Genomic DNA, 17,577 nt, shown 5'->3' on the forward strand with positions numbered 1-17,577 from the left:
AAAGTGACAGGGGCTTTTTTATGGGGCATACATCAGGCCCGATCACGCTCCAACAGCGGCTTCAAGTAGTAACCGGTGTGGGACTGCGGCATTTCGGAGACTTGCTCCGGTGTACCTACCGCGATGATCTGGCCACCCTTGGAACCGCCTTCCGGCCCCAGATCCACCAACCAGTCAGCAGTCTTGATCACATCAAGGTTGTGCTCAATCACGACCACAGTGTTGCCGTGGTCGCGCAATCGGTGAAGCACGTCCAGCAGTTGCTGGATATCTGCGAAGTGAAGGCCCGTGGTCGGCTCATCGAGGATATACAGAGTCTTGCCCGTATCGCGCTTGGACAGCTCGCGAGAGAGCTTCACCCGCTGCGCCTCACCCCCGGACAGCGTGGTCGCCGACTGTCCCAGCTTGATATACGACAGGCCTACATCCATCAGTGTTTGCAGCTTGCGCGCCAATGCTGGAACCGCGTCGAAGAACACGCGAGCTTCCTCGATGGTCATCTCCAGGGTTTCGTGGATGTTCTTGCCCTTGTACTTGATCTCCAGGGTTTCGCGGTTATAGCGCTTGCTCTTACATACGTCGCACGGCACATAAATATCCGGCAGGAAGTGCATCTCCACCTTAATCAGGCCATCGCCTTGGCACGCCTCACAGCGCCCGCCCTTGACGTTGAACGAGAACCGGCCAGGACCATATCCACGCGAGCGTGACTCCGGAACACCGGCGAACAGCTCGCGAATCGGTGTAAACAGCCCAGTGTAGGTCGCTGGGTTAGAACGCGGCGTGCGGCCAATCGGGCTTTGGTCGATGTCGACGACCTTGTCTAAATGCTCCAGGCCTTTGATGCTGTCATGTGCCGCCGCTTCCAGGGTAGTTGCACCGTTCAGGGCGGTTGCGCTCAGTGGGAACAGGGTGTTGTTGATCAGTGTCGACTTGCCCGATCCGGAAACACCGGTCACGCAGGTCAGCAAGCCCAGAGGAATTTCAAGATCGACATTACGCAGGTTGTTCCCGCGTGCGCCTTTGAGGTGTAGCGCCATCTTCTTGTTGCGCGGCGTGCGTTTAGCCGGTACTTCAATCTTCACGCGGCCAGACAAGTACTTGCCGGTCAACGAGTCCGGGTGAGCCATGACTTCGGCCGGCGTACCCTCGGCAACAATATGCCCACCATGTACGCCGGCACCTGGGCCAATATCGACCACATAATCCGCCAGGCGAATCGCGTCTTCGTCGTGCTCGACTACGATTACCGTGTTGCCGATATCCCGCAGGTGTTTCAGCGTACCCAGCAGTCGGTCGTTATCCCGTTGGTGCAAACCAATGGACGGCTCATCAAGGATGTACAAAACGCCTACCAGCCCGGCACCAATCTGGCTGGCCAGGCGAATACGCTGCGCCTCACCGCCGGACAGTGTATCGGCACTGCGATCCAGCGAAAGATAATCCAGGCCCACGTTAACCAGGAACTGCAACCGCTCACGGATTTCCTTGAGGATTTTGTCGGCAATCTCCCCACGGCGTCCTGTCAGCTTGAGGACACCGAAGTATTCACAGGCATCGCCAATCGGCAGATTGGTCACTGCCGGCAGCGTCTTCTCACCCACCCATACATGCCGCGCCTCACGACGCAGGCGAGTGCCACGGCAATCCGGGCAAGGTTGAGTGCTGAGGAATTTCGCCAATTCTTCGCGCACGCTCGCCGATTCGGTCTCGCGGTAGCGCCGCTCCAAGTTCGGCACGATGCCTTCGAACGGGTGGGAGCGCTTGACGATGTCGCCACGGTCGTTCAGGTATTTAAAGTCGACGTTCTGCGAGCCACTGCCATTAAGGATGACCTTCTGCTGATCTGCCGGCAGTTGGTTGAATGGCACTTCAAGGCTGAATTTATAGTGAGACGCCAGTGAACCCAGCATCTGGAAGTAGTAGACATTACGCCTGTCCCAGCCGCGTATTGCCCCCTCCGCCAACGTCAGCTCGCCGTTGACCAGGCGTTTGATGTCGAAGAATTGCTTCACCCCAAGACCATCGCAGGTCGGGCAAGCGCCGGCCGGGTTGTTGAAGGAAAAAAGCTTGGGTTCCAGCTCGCTGATGGCGTGGCCACAGATCGGGCAGGCAAAGCGTGCGGAGAAGATGATCTCTTCACCCGGCTCGTCATCCATCGGCGCCACCAGGGCAATACCGTCCGCCAGTTTCAGCGCGGTTTCGAATGACTCGGCCAGACGCTGCTGCAGGTCGGCGCGCACTTTGAAACGGTCGACCACTACATCGATCGAATGCTTCTTCTGCTTGTCGAGCTTTGGCGCTTCATCCAGCTCATACAGCTTGCCGTTGATGCGTGCGCGTACAAAACCCTGGGCACGCAGCTCTTCGAAAACAGAAAGGTGCTCGCCCTTACGCTCGCGAATCACCGGGGCCAGCAGCATCAGCTTGGCGCCTTCCGGCTGGGCCAGTACCAAGTCGACCATCTGGCTGACGGTCTGGGCTTCCAGCGGAATGTCGTGGTCCGGGCAGCGGGGAATACCTACCCGCGCGTACAGCAGGCGCAGGTAGTCGTAGATTTCGGTGATGGTGCCCACGGTGGAGCGTGGGTTGTGGGAGGTCGACTTCTGTTCGATGGAAATCGCCGGCGACAGACCTTCGATGGTGTCGACGTCAGGCTTTTCCATCATCGACAGGAACTGCCGGGCATAGGCCGACAGCGATTCCACATAGCGGCGCTGACCTTCGGCATACAGCGTGTCGAACGCCAGGGACGATTTGCCCGAGCCGGACAAGCCGGTGATGACAATCAGTTTGTCCCGGGGCAGGGTCAGGTCGATGTTCTTCAGGTTGTGGGTTCTAGCCCCACGAATCAGGATCTTGTCCAAGATGGCCTCGCACGGCGGGCGTAAATAATGCCGGAGTATACGGCTAAAGACTGGATGAATATACACTGTCAAAGTGCCGGGTGCAGCCTTACATGAAAGCTGCGCGGCAAAGCGCCGCATATACCCTCTCAATCGATGGGACTGGTAGAATCGCCGCCGGTTCACACGAGGTTTTTCCATGCACGATCCCCACAGCGAACGCATGAGTAGCGGCGAGACCCGAGCAGCAAGCGGTCTGGCCCTGGTGTTCGCGTTCCGTATGCTTGGCATGTTCATGGTGTTGCCGGTACTGGCGACCTATGGAATGGATCTGGCAGGCGCGACCCCCGCACTGATCGGCCTGGCGATTGGCGCCTATGGCCTGACTCAGGCGATTTTTCAGATCCCCTTTGGGATCATTTCCGACCGCATTGGCCGTCGTCCGGTGATTTACCTCGGGCTGATCGTCTTCGCCCTCGGCAGTGTGCTCGCGGCGCAGTCCGATTCCATCTGGGGTGTGATCGCCGGGCGTATCCTGCAGGGTGCTGGGGCGATTTCCGCTGCGGTGATGGCGCTCCTCTCTGACCTGACCCGCGAACAACACCGCACCAAGGCCATGGCCATGATCGGCATGACCATTGGCCTGTCGTTTGCGGTGGCCATGGTGGTCGGTCCCTTGCTGACTCGTGCTTTCGGCCTGCACGGCTTATTCCTGGCCACCGGCGGCATGGCGTTGTTCGGGATCGTGATCGTGGCCTTTATGGTGCCGCGCTCCACCGGCACGTTGCAGCACCGGGAGTCGGGTGTCGCACGCAAGGCGTTGTTGCCGACGCTCAAGCACCCAGACCTGCTGCGCCTGGATTTAGGTATCTTCGTATTACACGCAATGCTGATGTGCAGCTTCGTCGCCTTGCCCCTGGCCCTGGTGGAAAAAGCCGGGCTGCCCAAGGAGCAGCACTGGTGGGTCTACCTCACTGCTCTGCTGATTTCGTTCTTCGCCATGATTCCGTTCATCATCTACGGCGAGAAGAAACGCAAAATGAAACGAGTTCTCCTGGGTGCCGTCGCGACATTGATGCTCACTGAACTATTCTTCTGGCAGTTCGGCGACAGCCTTCGGGCGCTTGTGATCGGGACGGTGGTGTTTTTTACCGCGTTCAACCTGCTGGAGGCTTCATTGCCTTCGCTGATCAGTAAAGTTTCACCGGCGGGTGGCAAAGGCACGGCCATGGGGGTGTATTCCACCAGCCAGTTCCTTGGCTCGGCGTTGGGCGGCATCATGGGCGGCTGGATGTTCCAGCATGGCGGTTTGTCGGTTGTGTTCCTCGGATGCGCCGGGCTTGCTGCACTTTGGCTGGTCTTTGCTGTTACCATGCGCGAACCTCCCTACGTCACAAGTCTGCGTTTGCCGCTATCGCCTGAGGCGATCCGTGAAAGCGGTCTGGTAGAGCGCCTGAAGGCAGTCGTAGGGGTAACAGATGCAGTCGTGGTCGCTGAAGAGGCGGCCATTTACATCAAATTGGACACCGAATTATTGGATCGCGCGACGCTTGAGCAACTGGTCAATCCAGTGCCGACAGCGCGCCCAGCTTAGGAGAACGTTATGGCCCGTGGGGTTAACAAAGTCATATTGGTCGGTACATGCGGCCAGGATCCCGAAGTTCGCTACTTGCCTAACGGTAACGCCGTGACCAACCTGAGTCTGGCGACCAGCGAACAGTGGACCGACAAGCAAACCGGCCAGAAGGTCGAGAAAACCGAGTGGCACCGTGTGTCGATGTTTGGCAAGGTTGCAGAGATCGCCGGCGAATACCTGCGCAAAGGTTCGCAGGTCTACATCGAAGGCAAACTGCAGACCCGCGAGTGGGAAAAAGACGGCATCAAGCGTTACACCACTGAAATCGTGGTCGACATGCAAGGCACCATGCAACTGCTGGGCGGTCGTCCACAAGGCGATCAACAGGGCCAGGGCGGCATGTCCAACTCGGCACCGCGTCCACAGCAGTCGCGTCCACAGCCAAGCCAGCAGCCACAGCGTGAGTCGCGTCCGGCGCCACAACAGGCCGCTCCGCAACCGGCTCCGGATTTCGATAGCTTTGATGACGATATTCCTTTCTAGGATATCGCTCGGAGCAATCCGTTAAGCTTTCCCGAAAAGCCCCATGAGCCCTGCTCTTGGGGCTTTTTTGTTTGTAGGTTCGCATTGAGAACCGCCGACCCACACAGTCATGGATGAACATCGTGTCGAACACACTGCTGCGCTACGTATTGGCCGTCGTTTTGGCGGCCGGCTGCACCGCGTTACACGCTGAGCCAAAGGCTTCTAAAAACCTGATTGTCGGCCTCTGGGCCATGCAGGCATTGAACGAAGGTCAAACGACCGTGGCTGAGTTCAGGTCCGATGGCCAATTGTTGATGCACGCTTTCGACTGCGTGAAATCAACTCGGGAACCGACGAACGTGGTCGCTTATTCCGTGGCTGACAATGGGGACGTAATCAACATGATATTACCGACCAAAACCATTGAGCTGAAGGTGCTGACCTTTTCTCCCGAGGCCATGCAGTTCACTTCCCGAACGGATGGCATGGAAATCAGGTACGACCTTGAAAAAGTCGACAGCATCGATTCTGTGTGCGAACGCTACCCTCAGCTCAAGGCCGAGCAGGCCCGGAGTACGCCCTACACCGACAGTGATTTCGTCGCTGCCCCAGCCATTCCCGACCATCCGGGTATGGACCGCTACGTCGGCAAATGGAGCTCCAGTAATTTTGTGATGTATGAAATTACCCGAGATGTGAACGGGGTTTTTTACCTGAGTACGCCCAGTGACAAAAACTGGCATTACCTCTACAACGACGTCCACTGGATAGGCAATGCACTGCATTTCCAACGGTATACCTACTCGGACCATGAACAGGCGTTTCGTCTCCCAAAGCACAAATTACTCACCCCTACCAGTCTTGAACCCATGCTTGACGGCCGGATGCGCGAAGACTTCATCCTCAATGGCGATCCGTACATGAGTTTTCTGAAGCGGATGAAATGACGGCATAGAAGATCTCCGGCCCTGGCATTTGTCCTCATGGGTCACACGATTTAGGCTGTAGCCCCTTCCAAAGAACAAGGAAAGCCGCGATGACCTGGTCTGCCAAGCAGTACACGATGTTCGAGCAACAACGCACCCGTCCGGTCCGTGACTTGGTTGCAGCCATTCCAAATAGTGACGTGAAAACCGCCGTTGACCTGGGTTGCGGCCCTGGCAACTCCACTGAAGTGCTGGCCGAGCGCTTCCCTCAAGCACATGTCATCGGCATGGACAGCTCCGACGATATGTTGATCGACGCCCGCAAACGCCTGCCGGAATTGAGCTTTGAACTGGCCGATATCGGCGCCTGGAGTCCCGCGCAAAAATTCGACGTGATCCTGGCCAACGCTTCGCTGCAATGGGTGCCCAACCACAGCACGCTTTACCCTCATCTGGTCAACCAACTGACGCCCGGCGGCACGCTGGCAGTGCAAACCCCGGACAACCTCGATGAGCCTGCACACCGGCTTGCGCGTGAAGTCGCGGCTGAGGGCCCGTGGTCTGCAAAGCTTGGTACGGTCAAACACAATGAGCGGTACGCGGCGAGCTACTACTACGAGTTGCTGAGCAAGCACTGCGCTGCCGTTGACGTATGGCGCACGACCTACCTGCACCCGTTGGCGGATCACGGGGCTGTGGTGGAGTGGTTCAAGGGCACGGGATTGCGTCCATTCCTTGCGCCTTTGACCGATGGTGAAAAAGCCGCCTTTCTACAGGAATATCAGGCGCGGATTGCCCAGGCGTATCCAGCCCTGGCCGATGGCACCGTGTTACTGCCGTTCCCGCGCCTCTTTATTATCGCGACCCGCTAAAACACCCAGGCAAGCAGCGTTTACGCCGCCGCTGCTTGCGCCTTCAAATACTCCTCCGCCGACACCACGCCCGCATACCCAAACGCCAACGAGGCCATGTACGCGCCATGCACCTGCGCGGCCGGAATCACCTGCCCGTTGAACTCCTGATCGCGGGTGGCGCAGGCATCATGAATCACCGTGACCTTGTAGCCCAGATCCGCTGCGGCCCGCACCACGGCATCGACGCACATATGGCTCATGCTGCCGACCACCACCAGTTCGGTGATGCTGCGTTGTTCCAGCAAGGCGCGCAGATTGGTTTCACGAAACGAGTTCACGAAATGTTTAAGCACCACAGGCTCATTGCTTTCGTTCAGTACCTTTGGATGCAACTGCGCGCCTTGTGACCCAGGCGTGAAGAACGGTGCATCTTCGGACGTGAATTCATGGCGCACATGAATCACCGCATCACCTGCCTGGCGGAACGCCTTGAGCACCTGCGCAGCCTTGTCCGCCGCAGCTTCCACACCATCAAGCGGCCACTTGCCCTGGGGGAAGTAGTCGTTCTGGATATCGATTAGGATGAGCGCTTGCTTGGCCATGGGTATTGCCTCGTGATGGGTTGATGGGCCCAGTATCTTAGCTGGCGCCGGCGCCGGGGATTGGCTGCACCGACAATAACAGGGGGAAAACTGACAATGGCTGTTGTTGAGCTGGGCGTGTTGATCTACGAAGGGGCGCAATTGGCCGCCGTGCATGGCCTGACCGACCTGTTCGGCGTGGCCAACCGGATTGCGGCCGAGCATCAGTCTGCACAACTGCCGCTGCTGCGTATCAGTCATTGGCAGGTAAGTGCCGATGGCTCGCCGAAAAGGGTATTCGACAGCCACCCAGGCCCCGACCAGCCGATGATGGCCGTGCTGGTGCCCCCGTCGATTGGTGAGTTCACCGAAGAACAAGCGCCGCCTGCGCTGCTGGAGTGGCTTCGTCAGCAGCACGCGACGGGGACCGTACTCGGTGGCGTCTGTATCGGCTCGATCATGCTGGCGCGCAGTGGCTTGCTGGATGGGCGCAGCGCTACTACCCATTGGTCTTCCGCCAAGTCTTTTGCCGCACGTTACCCCTCCGTGCGCCTGGAGGCGGACAAACCTATTGTCGATGACGGCGACCTGATTACTACGGCCGGGCTGATGGCGTGGTCCGAACTGGGCCTGCGTCTGGTTGACCGTCTCATGGGGCCGAGCATCGCTGCCGACACCGCGCGGTTCTTGGTCATCGAACACAGCGACAGCGCCAGCCAGTGCGGCAGTAACTTTGCGCCGATCCTCGGTCATGGCGACGCGGCCATTCTCAAGGTCCAACATTGGTTGCAAGCCAGCGGGGCGGTAGATGTGTCCGTCGCGACCATGGCGCAAGAGGCGGGGTTGGAAGAACGTACTTTCCTGCGGCGCTTTCGCGGCGCCACTGGCTTGAAACCCACCGAATACTGCCAGCACCTGCGTGTGGGCAAGGCGCGGCAGATGTTGGAGTTCACCAACGGCACCATCGACCATATCGCCTGTACCGTGGGCTATCAGGATCCCAGCGCCTTTCGCGCCATTTTCAAGAAAATCACAGGTCTGGCGCCCAGTGATTATCGCAGCCGTTTTGGCGTGTGAATCGTGCAGAACGCCGCGCACTTGACGCCTCGTCGTGCAGAATAAAACAGGCCAAATGCCATCGGTTTTTCAGTAACTGATTGATTTCAAAGCGGTCCCGCCCCTCCGTGTTTTGGCCTGATCCCTGCAGCCTTCTTGATACACACATGGCCGGACGGCCAAGGGGGACGCATGACCCCGACACAACGCAAAAAATGGGTGGTCGCTTACTCCACACGAGAGGGCGCACCTCAGCATGAAGTGGACACAAACCTCGCCCTGGCCCGCTGGCTGGCGCAAATTCTGGGGCTTAAATTCGGCGGCAGCTACGATCCGCAAAAACATGCTGGCCGTGAGCTGTATTTACTGCCCACGCAAACCCTTGTGGGCCCGGCGCAGGCCCGCGCCCTTAACGTCAAAGGCCCCGAAGATCTGTGGGGCGGCTATGTCGATCACGACTTCATCTGCACCAAAGCCATCAGTCATGGCTTGCTAAGCCCTGAGGCCAAGGCGCCAAAGGGATGGTCGCCGTTGTTCTGCGAGCGGGTAAAAAAAGTCGTGTTGGAAGGCCTCAGTGTATTCGCGCTCGAAGACGCACTGCCCGCTGCCACCCGTTTGCTCAACGATGGGCCCATTCGCCTGAAACCAGTGCACGCCTGCGCTGGACGCGGCCAGGAAGTTATCCACAGCCTCGATGCCTTCAAAGACGTGCTGGCGCGGCCTGAGGCTATGCAGTTGTTCGACGAAGGCGTGGTGTTGGAGCAGGACCTGCATGATGTGGTCACCCATAGCGTGGGCCAGAGTTTTATCGGCGATCACGTGTTCAGCTATTGCGGCGAGCAATACCTGACCGAAGATGGGGAGGGCGAAGGTGTCTATGGCGGATCCGACCTGCTGGTCGTACCCGGTTATTACGAAGACTTGCTTAAGCTCGATCTGCCCGAGGACGTACGCCTGGCCATCGAGCAAGCGCAGGTCTTCGACACGGCAGCTGATGAAGCCTACCCCGGCTTCTATGCCTCACGGCGCAACTACGACATCGCTCAAGGCTTGGATAGCCATGGCCAGCGTCGCAGTGGCGTGCTCGAACAATCCTGGCGCATGGGCGGCGCCAGCAGCGCGGAAGTCGCGGCGCTGCAGAGCTTCATCAACCACCCGGGCCTTAAAGCCATTCATGTGTCCTCGGTAGAGACCTACGTGGACCAAGCGCTGCCGGCGGATGCCATTGAGGTGTACCGCGGCCCCGCGGAAAACAGCGAATTTCTTCTCAAGTACGTGACGGTTAAATCTTATGACGGCTAGAAGTGAAACCATTTCCATCGATATCGACGACGAACAAATGAGCGGCACGTTTCTGAGCCCTAAATCCAAAGTGCCGGGCGTGTTGTTTGTGCACGGCTGGGGCGGTAGCCAAGAGCGGGATCTGGAGCGGGCCAAAGGCATCGCCGGCCTTGGGTGTGTGTGCCTGACCTTCGACCTGCGCGGTCATGCTGGCAACGGTATTCCATTGAACCGCGTCACCCGCGAAGACAACCTGCGCGACCTGCTGGCGGCGTACGACCGGCTGCTCGCCCATCCTGCCATCGACACCTCGGCGGTGGCGGTCGTGGGCACCAGTTATGGCGGCTACCTGGCTGCAATCCTCACCTCGCTGCGCCCGGTACGCTGGCTGGCGCTGCGTGTGCCGGCGTTGTACCGCGATCAGGAATGGCTCAAGCCCAAGCGCGATCTGGATAAGGTCGATTTGATGGATTACCGCAGCACCCTGGTGCATGCCGAGACCAACCGCGCCTTACATGCTTGTGCGGCGTTTACCGGTGATGTGCTGATTGTCGAATCGGAAACCGATGACCATGTGCCCCACGCCACCATCATGAGTTACCGCGCCGCGTGCCAGCAGACCCATTCCCTGACTCACCGCATCATCGATGGCGCTGACCACTCCCTCAGCGATCCGGTGTCCCAACAGGCCTACACCTCGATCCTGGTGGACTGGATCACCGAGATGGTGGTCGGCGAGCGGTTGAGCATCCTCCAATCCCAGTAGTTCGTTCAGGCGGGTGTTTTCTTCACCCGCAACGCCTTGGCCTTGGCTTCCACGCCCAAGTACATCACCAGTGCAATCAGCAGTGGGCAGATGAAGTAGATCGCCCGATACGCAATCAACCCCGCCAGCAAACTGCCCCGCGACGCCTCATGCTGTAACAGCCCGATAAACACCGCTTCCAGCACCCCAAGCCCGGCTGGGATATGGGTGACTACGCCGGCAATCGCGCTGATCAACAGCACACCCAGTACCAGCGGATAGTCCAACTTGGCGGGCAGCAGGGTAAAAATCACCGCCGCCATCAGCGACCAGTTCAACGCGCCCAACGCCAGTTGCAAGCAGGCCATGCGCAGCGATGGGAGGTTGATCTCGATGCCTCGGATCGACCACGCGCGTTTTTTCGAAAATTGGCAGGCCGCCAGGTAGCCCAGGCTGGCCAACACCAGCAATACACCCACCCCTTGCAGCGCGCCGCTGCTCAGCTTCCAGCCCGGCGGCATGGTCACCAGCCCGCTGCTGAAAACCGCGCCCGCCAGCGCCATGTAGCCAAACCAATTGGTGGCCAGGCTCAGGCCCAGAATCTTGGCGATATTGCCGGTGCTCACGCCCAACCTTGAATACAGCCGATAGCGCATGGCGATGCCGCCGACCCACGCGCTGAGGTTGAGGTTGAACGCGTAGCTGATGATGCCCACCGGCAGAATCTGCTTCCAGCGCAATGGCTGGCGGATGTAGGTGCGGCCGATCAGGTCGAAGCAGGCGTAGACGATAAAGCTGCACAGGGTCAACGCGCCTGCTATCAGCAAGGTACGCAGTTTGAAATCACCCAGCGTCTGGACCACCTCGCTCCAGTCGATCCTGCGGGCGAGCAGGGTGAACAGCACGATCAGCAGCAGGAAGAAGGCGATGGTCAGGGGCTTCTTCCAACGCTTGAAACGCTCAGCTTTCATGGCGCTGTTCCTCATGCACGAAGGGTTTCAAGCGCGGTTTGTGCGCAGGCAGCCAACCGGTCAGCGCGGGGAAATGGCGCATCACATGGAACACCAGGAAGCCGACGGTCAATCGCCACAACCACAGGCGTGGCTTGCGGTTTTCCGGCATGGTCTGGCAGTGATTTTTACTGAGCACTTCGAGGCGCTCGTACAGTTGCTGATTAAACGCGCGGTCGCGAATCAACACGTTGGCTTCCAGGTTCAGTGCCAGGCTCAAGGGGTCCAAGTTGCTCGAACCTACAGTGCTCCACTCGTCATCCACCAATGCGACTTTGCCGTGCAGCGGTCGCTGGCAGTATTCGTGAATCACTACGCCGTCTTTGAGCAGGTAGTCGTAGAGCATGCGTGCTGCCAGTTTGGCCAGCAGCACGTCGGGTTGGCCCTGCATGATCAACTGCACATGCACGCCGCGGCGCGCGGCGTTGCGGATTTCCCGCAGCAGGCGGTAGCCGGGGAAGAAATACGCGTTGGCGATCACCGCTCGGTGTTGGGCCTTGCTCAGGGCATGGATATACGCTTCTTCGATATCGTCGCGGTGTTGCAGGTTGTCACGGTAAATCAACCGTACCATGCCGTCGCCGTGCTCGCTCGACCACGCTGAAGGCCGCTGCTGGCGCCGTCGCCACCCGCGCCGCGTGCGCACCTGGCGGCCACTTTGTGCCAAGGCAAAGTGATGCAGGTCTGCCACCGCCGGGCCAATTACCTGCACCGCGTAATCCTGTTTGGCCTCGGGGCCGAAATCCCCCAAGTGATCAGCAGAGAAGTTGATCCCGCCGATAAACCCCACGGTGGCGTCCACCACCACAATCTTGCGGTGCAGGCGGCGGAACCAGTTTGTGCGAATCCCCAGCGTCTTGGACGCCGGATCGAACATCTGCACCGTCACGCCGGCTTCGGCCAGCTCACCGAGAAACCCCGCGCTCAGCTCGCCGCAGCCAAAGCCATCCAGGCTGACCACGACCTTGACCCCACGCTGCGCCGCCTCGATCAGGATACGTTGCAGCTCATGGCCAACCTTGTCTTCGAAAAGGATAAAGGTCTCCAGCAGGATCTCGCGCCGGGCTTGGCGCAGCGCCTCGAATACCTTGGGAAAGTACGCTTCGCCGTTCTCCAGCAACTCGACCTGATTACCGCTTTGCCAACCGTAATCCAGGTCGCGTGCCTTGGTTTCGTCCGGCGGCTGGTCGGTAGAGATGTGCTCGACCGCAACGTTCATAGCTCAATCTCCACCGACAGCGGCACGTGGTCTGAAAGATGGGACCACGGCCGTGTGGTCAGCACCTGTGGGTTGTGAACCTTCACGTTGCGCACATAAATGCGGTCCAGCGGCAGCAACGGCAGGCGTGCCGGGAAGGTGCGCGCCGGTTTGCCAAGGGTGTGCACGAACACCTCGGTGAGGCCGCTTTGGCTCAAATCGGCCCGCTGGCGCCAGTCGTTGAAATCGCCGGCGACCACCAACGGCGCATCGGCGGGAATCTCGCGGATGCGCTGCTCCAGCAAACGCAATTGCTGCTGGCGATGCACCTCGCGCAAGCCCAGGTGGATACAGATTGCGTGCACTTCCTGCCCGCTGCCCGGCAAGCGCAACACGCAATGCAGCAGGCCACGGTTTTCATGGCCGCTTTGGGAGATGTCGAGGTTGTCGTAGCTCACGATCTGGAATTTCGACAGCAGCGCATTGCCGTGGTCGCCATGGGGATAAACCGCGTTACGCCCGTAAGCGAACTGCGGCCAGATACTGTCGGCCAGAAACTCGTACTGCGGCATGTTCGGCCAGTCGCTGTAGCGCTGCGGATGGCGCTCGTGGGTGCCATGGATTTCCTGCAGGAACACCATGTCTGCGCCCACGCTGCGCACCGCTTCTCGCAGCTCGGGCAGGATGAAGCGTCGGTTCAGGGCGGTGAAGCCCTTGTGGATATTGACCGTCAGCACTGTAAAGCGCGTGATGGCGACGCTGGGGGTAACGGGCACCCAGTCGGGGATCGCAGTCATGTGTATTCCTGTGAAGAGTGGGGCTTGGCTTCATGTAATGGCTGACTGCTGGCGGCTGGAGAAAGTTTCGAGCGTCCTACGGACGGTTCTGAAGGACGCATGGAGTTACAAATGCTGTTGAATTGCCATCACTGACGTGATCCAATCCCGCGCTATTTACCCCATTCAACGATTGTGCAGGGCCTGTTCATGGATGATGCAGTTGGCGCGTATTCGGCGTTGGCAGTGGGTCGGCGGCTCTTTTCATGAAGGCCGGAACCCATCAAGTGAATACCTCCTTTACCCGAAAAATCAGCCTGCTTGCTGGCGCCGTGGCGCTCAGCGGCTGCGCGACGCTTAACGACGCCGGCAAAAACTACGGCACGGCCATCGGTTGCGCCGGTGGTGCATTGCTCGGTGCAGGCCTGACGTATGCGATCACGGGCGATGCCAAAAAGGCGATCGTCGGCGGTGGTGTGGGCGCGGCGGCCGGTTGTGTGGCGGGTAACTTGTGGCAGAACCGTTTGCAGGAACTGGAGCGGATCGCCAAGGAAGAGAACCTGAATATCCAGGTGCAAACCCTGCAAAGCCAGGAGGTCGCCAGCGGAAACGCCCGCGCGCCGGCACCGACTGAAGCGGGCATCGTTGCCCAAGTGCAGGATGAAGGCATGTTCGCCACCGGCAGCGCGCAGTTGAGCGCCAATGGTCAGCGCCAGGTCCGCAAGTTGGCCGCCGCGTTCGCGCCCAAGCAGGGCCAGAACAGCCAGGCGGCTATTCTGGTCGTCGGCCACACCGACGCTACCGGCAGCGCCGCCACCAACCAGCGGTTGTCCGAGCAACGTGCCCGCGCCGTGGCGTCGATCCTGGCCGAGCAAGGCATCGCCCCGCAGCGTATGTTTTTCCAGGGGGCGGGGGCTTCGCGGCCAATCGCCGACAACAGCGATGTGCAGCAACGCGGCAAGAACCGTCGGGTTGAGATCGTTGAAGTGACCGACCGCAACATGCTGGTCAAGCGGGTCAACGCCGAACAGAACAACTCCAAATACCTGGCGCACGGTACCTCGACCGAGCCTGCGCGCACCGTCGCCCGCGCGCCGAAAAACAAGCCTGCTGCCACCACCAAACCGGCTGCCGAGAGCAAGCCCGCCGATGCCGGTACCGCCCTGGTCGACTTTGGCGGCCAGCCGGCCAGCGACACGCGTTGGACCCTGGCCCAAGGCATCGCGCCGAAAAAGGCCGGGTTCGCTCTGGTCAGCAGCGCGCAAGCCAACGATCTGCCCAACAGCAGTTGCGAAGCCGACCGCCCGCGAGAAACCGGCAAGGTGTTCAACCTCGCCAGCGGCAAGGCGCTCGACACCCAAGTCACCACCGAGTACCTGCCGGGCTACAACAACCGCGTGTGGGCCAATGTGGTCAATGGCCACCTGGTGACGCTGTCGCCGGTTTCGATCCTGCGTGACGGCGCCAGCGTCGACCGCCAACCCTTCATCGAAGTGGTCCAGGGCTACAAGGACGGCAACCGCAAGTCGATCAAAAGCAAAGCCGTGGCCAACACCTACGAAGGTGAGGACCTGGTGCTCTATCGCGTTTTCATCCAAGACCCCAAGGCACCGGTGTCGTGTATCGACGTGGTGTTCAGCAAGAAAAACTCCGAAGCCACGGACGGTGCGTTGTTCTACCCGCGCAGCCGTGAAGCTTTCACTACCCGTTTCGTGCCGATTCGCGCGTAAGACTCAAGGACATACACCATGGAAGACTTCAGCTTTAATGCGCTGACGGCCCTGCTCTGGGCAAACAAGCTAATCACCGGCCTGGTGATTTCCACGCTGCTGGCGGCGATCCTGATTCAAGCGTATTGGGAAAAAGTGGGTTATTTCGTCATGCGTGTTTGGCACGGCGTGCCCGTGATCGGCAAGGTGGCGCGCCTGTCCAAGCAGAGCCTGATGCTCGACGCTTATGGCTGGCCGAAATCCGAGAGCGAGCTGTGCGACGCGTACTACTCGCGCTATGAAAAAATCGGCGCGGAAGACGTCGACTTCTTTAATAAAAGCGAATCCTACCTGCGCACCATCGGCGAGCGTGGCCGCCGGGAGCGACCGTTCTGGGTGTTTGCCCTGATTTTTATGCTGATCATGTTCGAGGCCGTGGGTTTCGCCTACGTACTGGTGCCATTCATCAACCAGAACCTGTCGGCCAATGACCAAAGCTGGATGGGCTGGTTGTTCGCCTTCCTGCTGGCGGTCGCCTCGGCGATCCTGGCCGAAGTCACCGGCCGTGCCGCGCACAAGAACGCGCTGATCAGCAAGGCTCGCCACTGGTGGGAAAACGACAGCGACAGCGACCGCCCGAATCAGCTCAAGGAGTTGCCGGGCATCGGGATCAAAGACACCGAAAGCGATAAAGACGGCAAGGACTACAACCGCATCCTGGCGCGCATTAACACCAACCACACCGTGACACCAAGCCGTGGCTGGATGATCACCACCGGTATCTGGATCGCGATTATCGCTATTGCGGCGTTCGGTATCCGCACCATGCAGCTCAAAAGCATCGAGACCGAAATGGTCGGCAGCCCGCATGCCTTTGCCCAGCAGAATTACGACTCGGCCAGCCCGTTCGAACTGCCGGCCGATTCGGCGGCGATCAACGATCAGGCAGACAAGCAAACCCTGACCGACAAGATGGACGCGATCCGCAAAGCCTCGCTGATCACCTTCATCGTGCTGTCGGTGATCTACATCGCGATTCAGATCACCAGTATCTGGCTGGCGTCGATCTTCGGTTTTGCCGGGGTTGAGTCCAAGACTGCCTGGGAGCACACCCACAAGTTCTCCAGCGGCGAAGCCCTGGAAAACTGGATGCAGAGCCAGCGCGTGGAAATTGCCTCCCATGCCGATCACAAATTGAGCAAATTGCAGCTTAAGCTCGCCGGGCGCACCACCACCAACGCCCAGCAGCAGGCGGCGTTGACCACTGCACACAATCGCAGTTTCGAGACCTTCGTGGCGCGCAAACAGGCGTTGCCAGGGAATCCGCAACCGGCGGCCAAACCCGTCAATGTTCCGGTTGCTCCTGCCGCTCCTGCCGCACCGGCGGTAGCGGAAGTCGCAGCACCAGCACCAGCACCAGCACCAGCACCAGCACCAGCACCAGCCCCGGTGCAGGCGCCAGTGGCGGTGGCTGCCTCGGAAGGTCTCGACGCCCTGCGCGGCAAAGACCTGACGGCCTACACCGAAGAGCAATTGGCAACGATCAGCCGTGCCAAAGGCCACGCCCTGGAAGATGTGCTGGCGCTGCGTGCCGAACAGCAGTTGGTTAAAGACTTTGACGCAACAGGTGCCTGAATGATGATCCCGCGCTTTTTCTGTGCCCTGTTGCTGGCGCCCTTGATGGCGGTGGCCGGTGAGCGCAACGACATTCCGGATTGCTATCCGTACGCCAAGGTCGCTGAGTTTCGGCCCGTGTCTGCGGGGCGCGAGTTGACGGTGATCATTGATCAAACGATCCCGATGCCTGAGGTCATTCAGAAGGCCACTTGGGCCCAGGTGCAGCGCTTTGTACAGCCGGGCGATAAGGTCCGACTGTACAGCTTCTCGGCGTTTCTGCCGGGGCAGTTCATGCAATTGCGCTTTGCCGGTGAACTCAACCAGGGCATCGACGAGAAAGTCCGTGAGCGCGTGGGCATGCAATCGCTGCGCACCTTTGATACGTGCCTGGCCGAGCAGCGCAGCTTTTTCAACAAGACCTTTGGCAAGGTGTTTGTGACCACGCTGCGTGAAGCGTCCGAAGAGATTGCGCGCAGTGAGATCTTCCAGTCGTTGCGTGATATCGGCAAAGACCTGGGCCAGCAACCGGCTCAGGAACGTGTGGTGTTGTTGATTTCCGACATGCTGGAAAACAGCGACTTCGGCAGCTTCTACGCCAACAATCGGATTCGTGACCTGCAACCCGACGCCGAGCTGAAGCGGGTGGCCGACAAAGGCCTGTTCGCCGACCTGCAGGGCGCGCGCGTCTATGTGGCCGGTGCGGCGTTGGTGACCAAGGACGTCAAGCAGGCTTATCGCTCCGGCAAGACCATCCAAGCGCTGGAAGGCTTTTGGAAAGGCTATTTCGCCGGCTCTAACGCACAGTTGGTAGCGTTTGGCGCGCCAAGCCTGAATGTCGACCTGAAGTGAACCATCCCTGCTGAAACCCGTCAGTTCC

The 17,577-nt window shown here is 59.6% G+C and carries 15 protein-coding genes; 10 read left to right on the forward strand and 5 right to left on the reverse strand.

All coding sequences use genetic code 11. From position 1 onward, the window contains the following. Nucleotides 1–32: 32 nt before the first annotated feature. Entirely contained in the window at nt 33–2,867 is a 2,835-nt protein-coding gene (gene uvrA, locus ACVWXD_RS28335; RefSeq protein WP_032884538.1) for an excinuclease ABC subunit UvrA, read from the reverse strand. Nucleotides 2,868–3,045: 178 nt separating this feature from the next. On the opposite strand from uvrA, the gene ACVWXD_RS28340 reads away from it, so the two are divergent. From ACVWXD_RS28340 to tam, 4 genes are all read left to right on the forward strand, one after another. Next, on the forward strand, nt 3,046–4,440 hold the full coding sequence (locus ACVWXD_RS28340) for an MFS transporter (RefSeq protein ID WP_095186176.1): 1,395 nt from the start codon (nt 3,046–3,048) through the stop codon (nt 4,438–4,440). A gap of 9 nt (nt 4,441–4,449) precedes the next feature. Further along, the gene (locus ACVWXD_RS28345) at nt 4,450–4,965 is read left to right on the forward strand and encodes a single-stranded DNA-binding protein (RefSeq protein ID WP_003232445.1); all 516 of its coding nucleotides are present in this window, start codon (nt 4,450–4,452) and stop codon (nt 4,963–4,965) included. Between the two features lie 122 nt (nt 4,966–5,087). Continuing rightward, nucleotides 5,088–5,894, forward strand: coding sequence for a hypothetical protein (locus tag ACVWXD_RS28350; RefSeq protein WP_143499437.1), 807 nt, complete (start codon nt 5,088–5,090; stop codon nt 5,892–5,894). A gap of 89 nt (nt 5,895–5,983) precedes the next feature. Continuing rightward, complete coding sequence (tam, locus tag ACVWXD_RS28355) at nt 5,984–6,745, forward strand: trans-aconitate 2-methyltransferase (RefSeq protein ID WP_095186178.1); 762 nt, start codon at nt 5,984–5,986, stop codon at nt 6,743–6,745. Between the two features lie 20 nt (nt 6,746–6,765). On the opposite strand, the gene ACVWXD_RS28360 is transcribed toward tam, so the two are convergent. Continuing rightward, on the reverse strand, nt 6,766–7,329 hold the full coding sequence (locus ACVWXD_RS28360; RefSeq protein WP_032884542.1) for a cysteine hydrolase family protein: 564 nt from the start codon (nt 7,327–7,329) through the stop codon (nt 6,766–6,768). A 96-nt stretch (nt 7,330–7,425) separates the two neighbouring features. On the opposite strand from ACVWXD_RS28360, the gene ACVWXD_RS28365 reads away from it, so the two are divergent. The 3 genes from ACVWXD_RS28365 (at nt 7,426) to ACVWXD_RS28375 (ending at nt 10,411) form a co-directional block, all read left to right on the forward strand. Beyond that, nucleotides 7,426–8,385, forward strand: a complete 960-nt coding sequence (locus tag ACVWXD_RS28365; protein WP_457371546.1) for a GlxA family transcriptional regulator — start codon at nt 7,426–7,428, stop codon at nt 8,383–8,385. Nucleotides 8,386–8,556: 171 nt separating this feature from the next. Then, complete coding sequence (locus tag ACVWXD_RS28370; protein ID WP_457371547.1) at nt 8,557–9,666, forward strand: DUF3182 family protein; 1,110 nt, start codon at nt 8,557–8,559, stop codon at nt 9,664–9,666. Continuing rightward, complete coding sequence (locus tag ACVWXD_RS28375; protein WP_181643752.1) at nt 9,656–10,411, forward strand: alpha/beta hydrolase family protein; 756 nt, start codon at nt 9,656–9,658, stop codon at nt 10,409–10,411. Before ACVWXD_RS28370 ends, ACVWXD_RS28375 begins: the two co-directional genes overlap by 11 nt. Before the next feature lie 5 nt (nt 10,412–10,416). On the opposite strand, the gene ACVWXD_RS28380 is transcribed toward ACVWXD_RS28375, so the two are convergent. From ACVWXD_RS28380 to ACVWXD_RS28390, 3 genes are read right to left on the reverse strand one after another with little or no spacing between them, the layout of a single operon-like run. Next, complete coding sequence (locus ACVWXD_RS28380; RefSeq protein WP_099603296.1) at nt 10,417–11,361, reverse strand: lysylphosphatidylglycerol synthase domain-containing protein; 945 nt, start codon at nt 11,359–11,361, stop codon at nt 10,417–10,419. Then, nucleotides 11,351–12,619 carry a cardiolipin synthase ClsB gene (gene clsB, locus ACVWXD_RS28385; protein ID WP_099603295.1) on the reverse strand — a complete coding sequence of 423 codons (1,269 nt, stop codon included), beginning with the start codon at nt 12,617–12,619 and terminating at the stop codon, nt 11,351–11,353. The genes ACVWXD_RS28380 and clsB overlap by 11 nt, the downstream gene beginning before the upstream one ends. Next, nucleotides 12,616–13,395 (reverse strand): endonuclease/exonuclease/phosphatase family protein, encoded by a 780-nt coding sequence (locus ACVWXD_RS28390; RefSeq protein WP_032884548.1) that lies wholly within the window; start codon nt 13,393–13,395, stop codon nt 12,616–12,618. The genes clsB and ACVWXD_RS28390 overlap by 4 nt, the downstream gene beginning before the upstream one ends. Before the next feature lie 266 nt (nt 13,396–13,661). Here ACVWXD_RS28390 and ACVWXD_RS28395 point away from each other — a divergent pair, with 266 nt between their 5' ends. Genes ACVWXD_RS28395 through ACVWXD_RS28405 form a run of 3 tightly spaced genes read left to right on the forward strand, consistent with a single transcriptional unit; the run spans nt 13,662 to nt 17,549 of the window. Beyond that, a complete protein-coding gene (locus ACVWXD_RS28395) occupies nt 13,662–15,104 on the forward strand; it encodes an OmpA family protein (protein ID WP_032884764.1) in 1,443 nt (480 codons plus the stop codon). Between the two features lie 18 nt (nt 15,105–15,122). After that, nucleotides 15,123–16,718, forward strand: coding sequence for a hypothetical protein (locus ACVWXD_RS28400; protein WP_181643751.1), 1,596 nt, complete (start codon nt 15,123–15,125; stop codon nt 16,716–16,718). Continuing rightward, the gene (locus ACVWXD_RS28405) at nt 16,719–17,549 is read left to right on the forward strand and encodes a hypothetical protein (RefSeq protein WP_122753004.1); all 831 of its coding nucleotides are present in this window, start codon (nt 16,719–16,721) and stop codon (nt 17,547–17,549) included. It abuts the gene before it with no gap. Nucleotides 17,550–17,577: the final 28 nt, after the last annotated feature.

This window comes from Pseudomonas sp. TE3911, assembly GCF_054062775.1.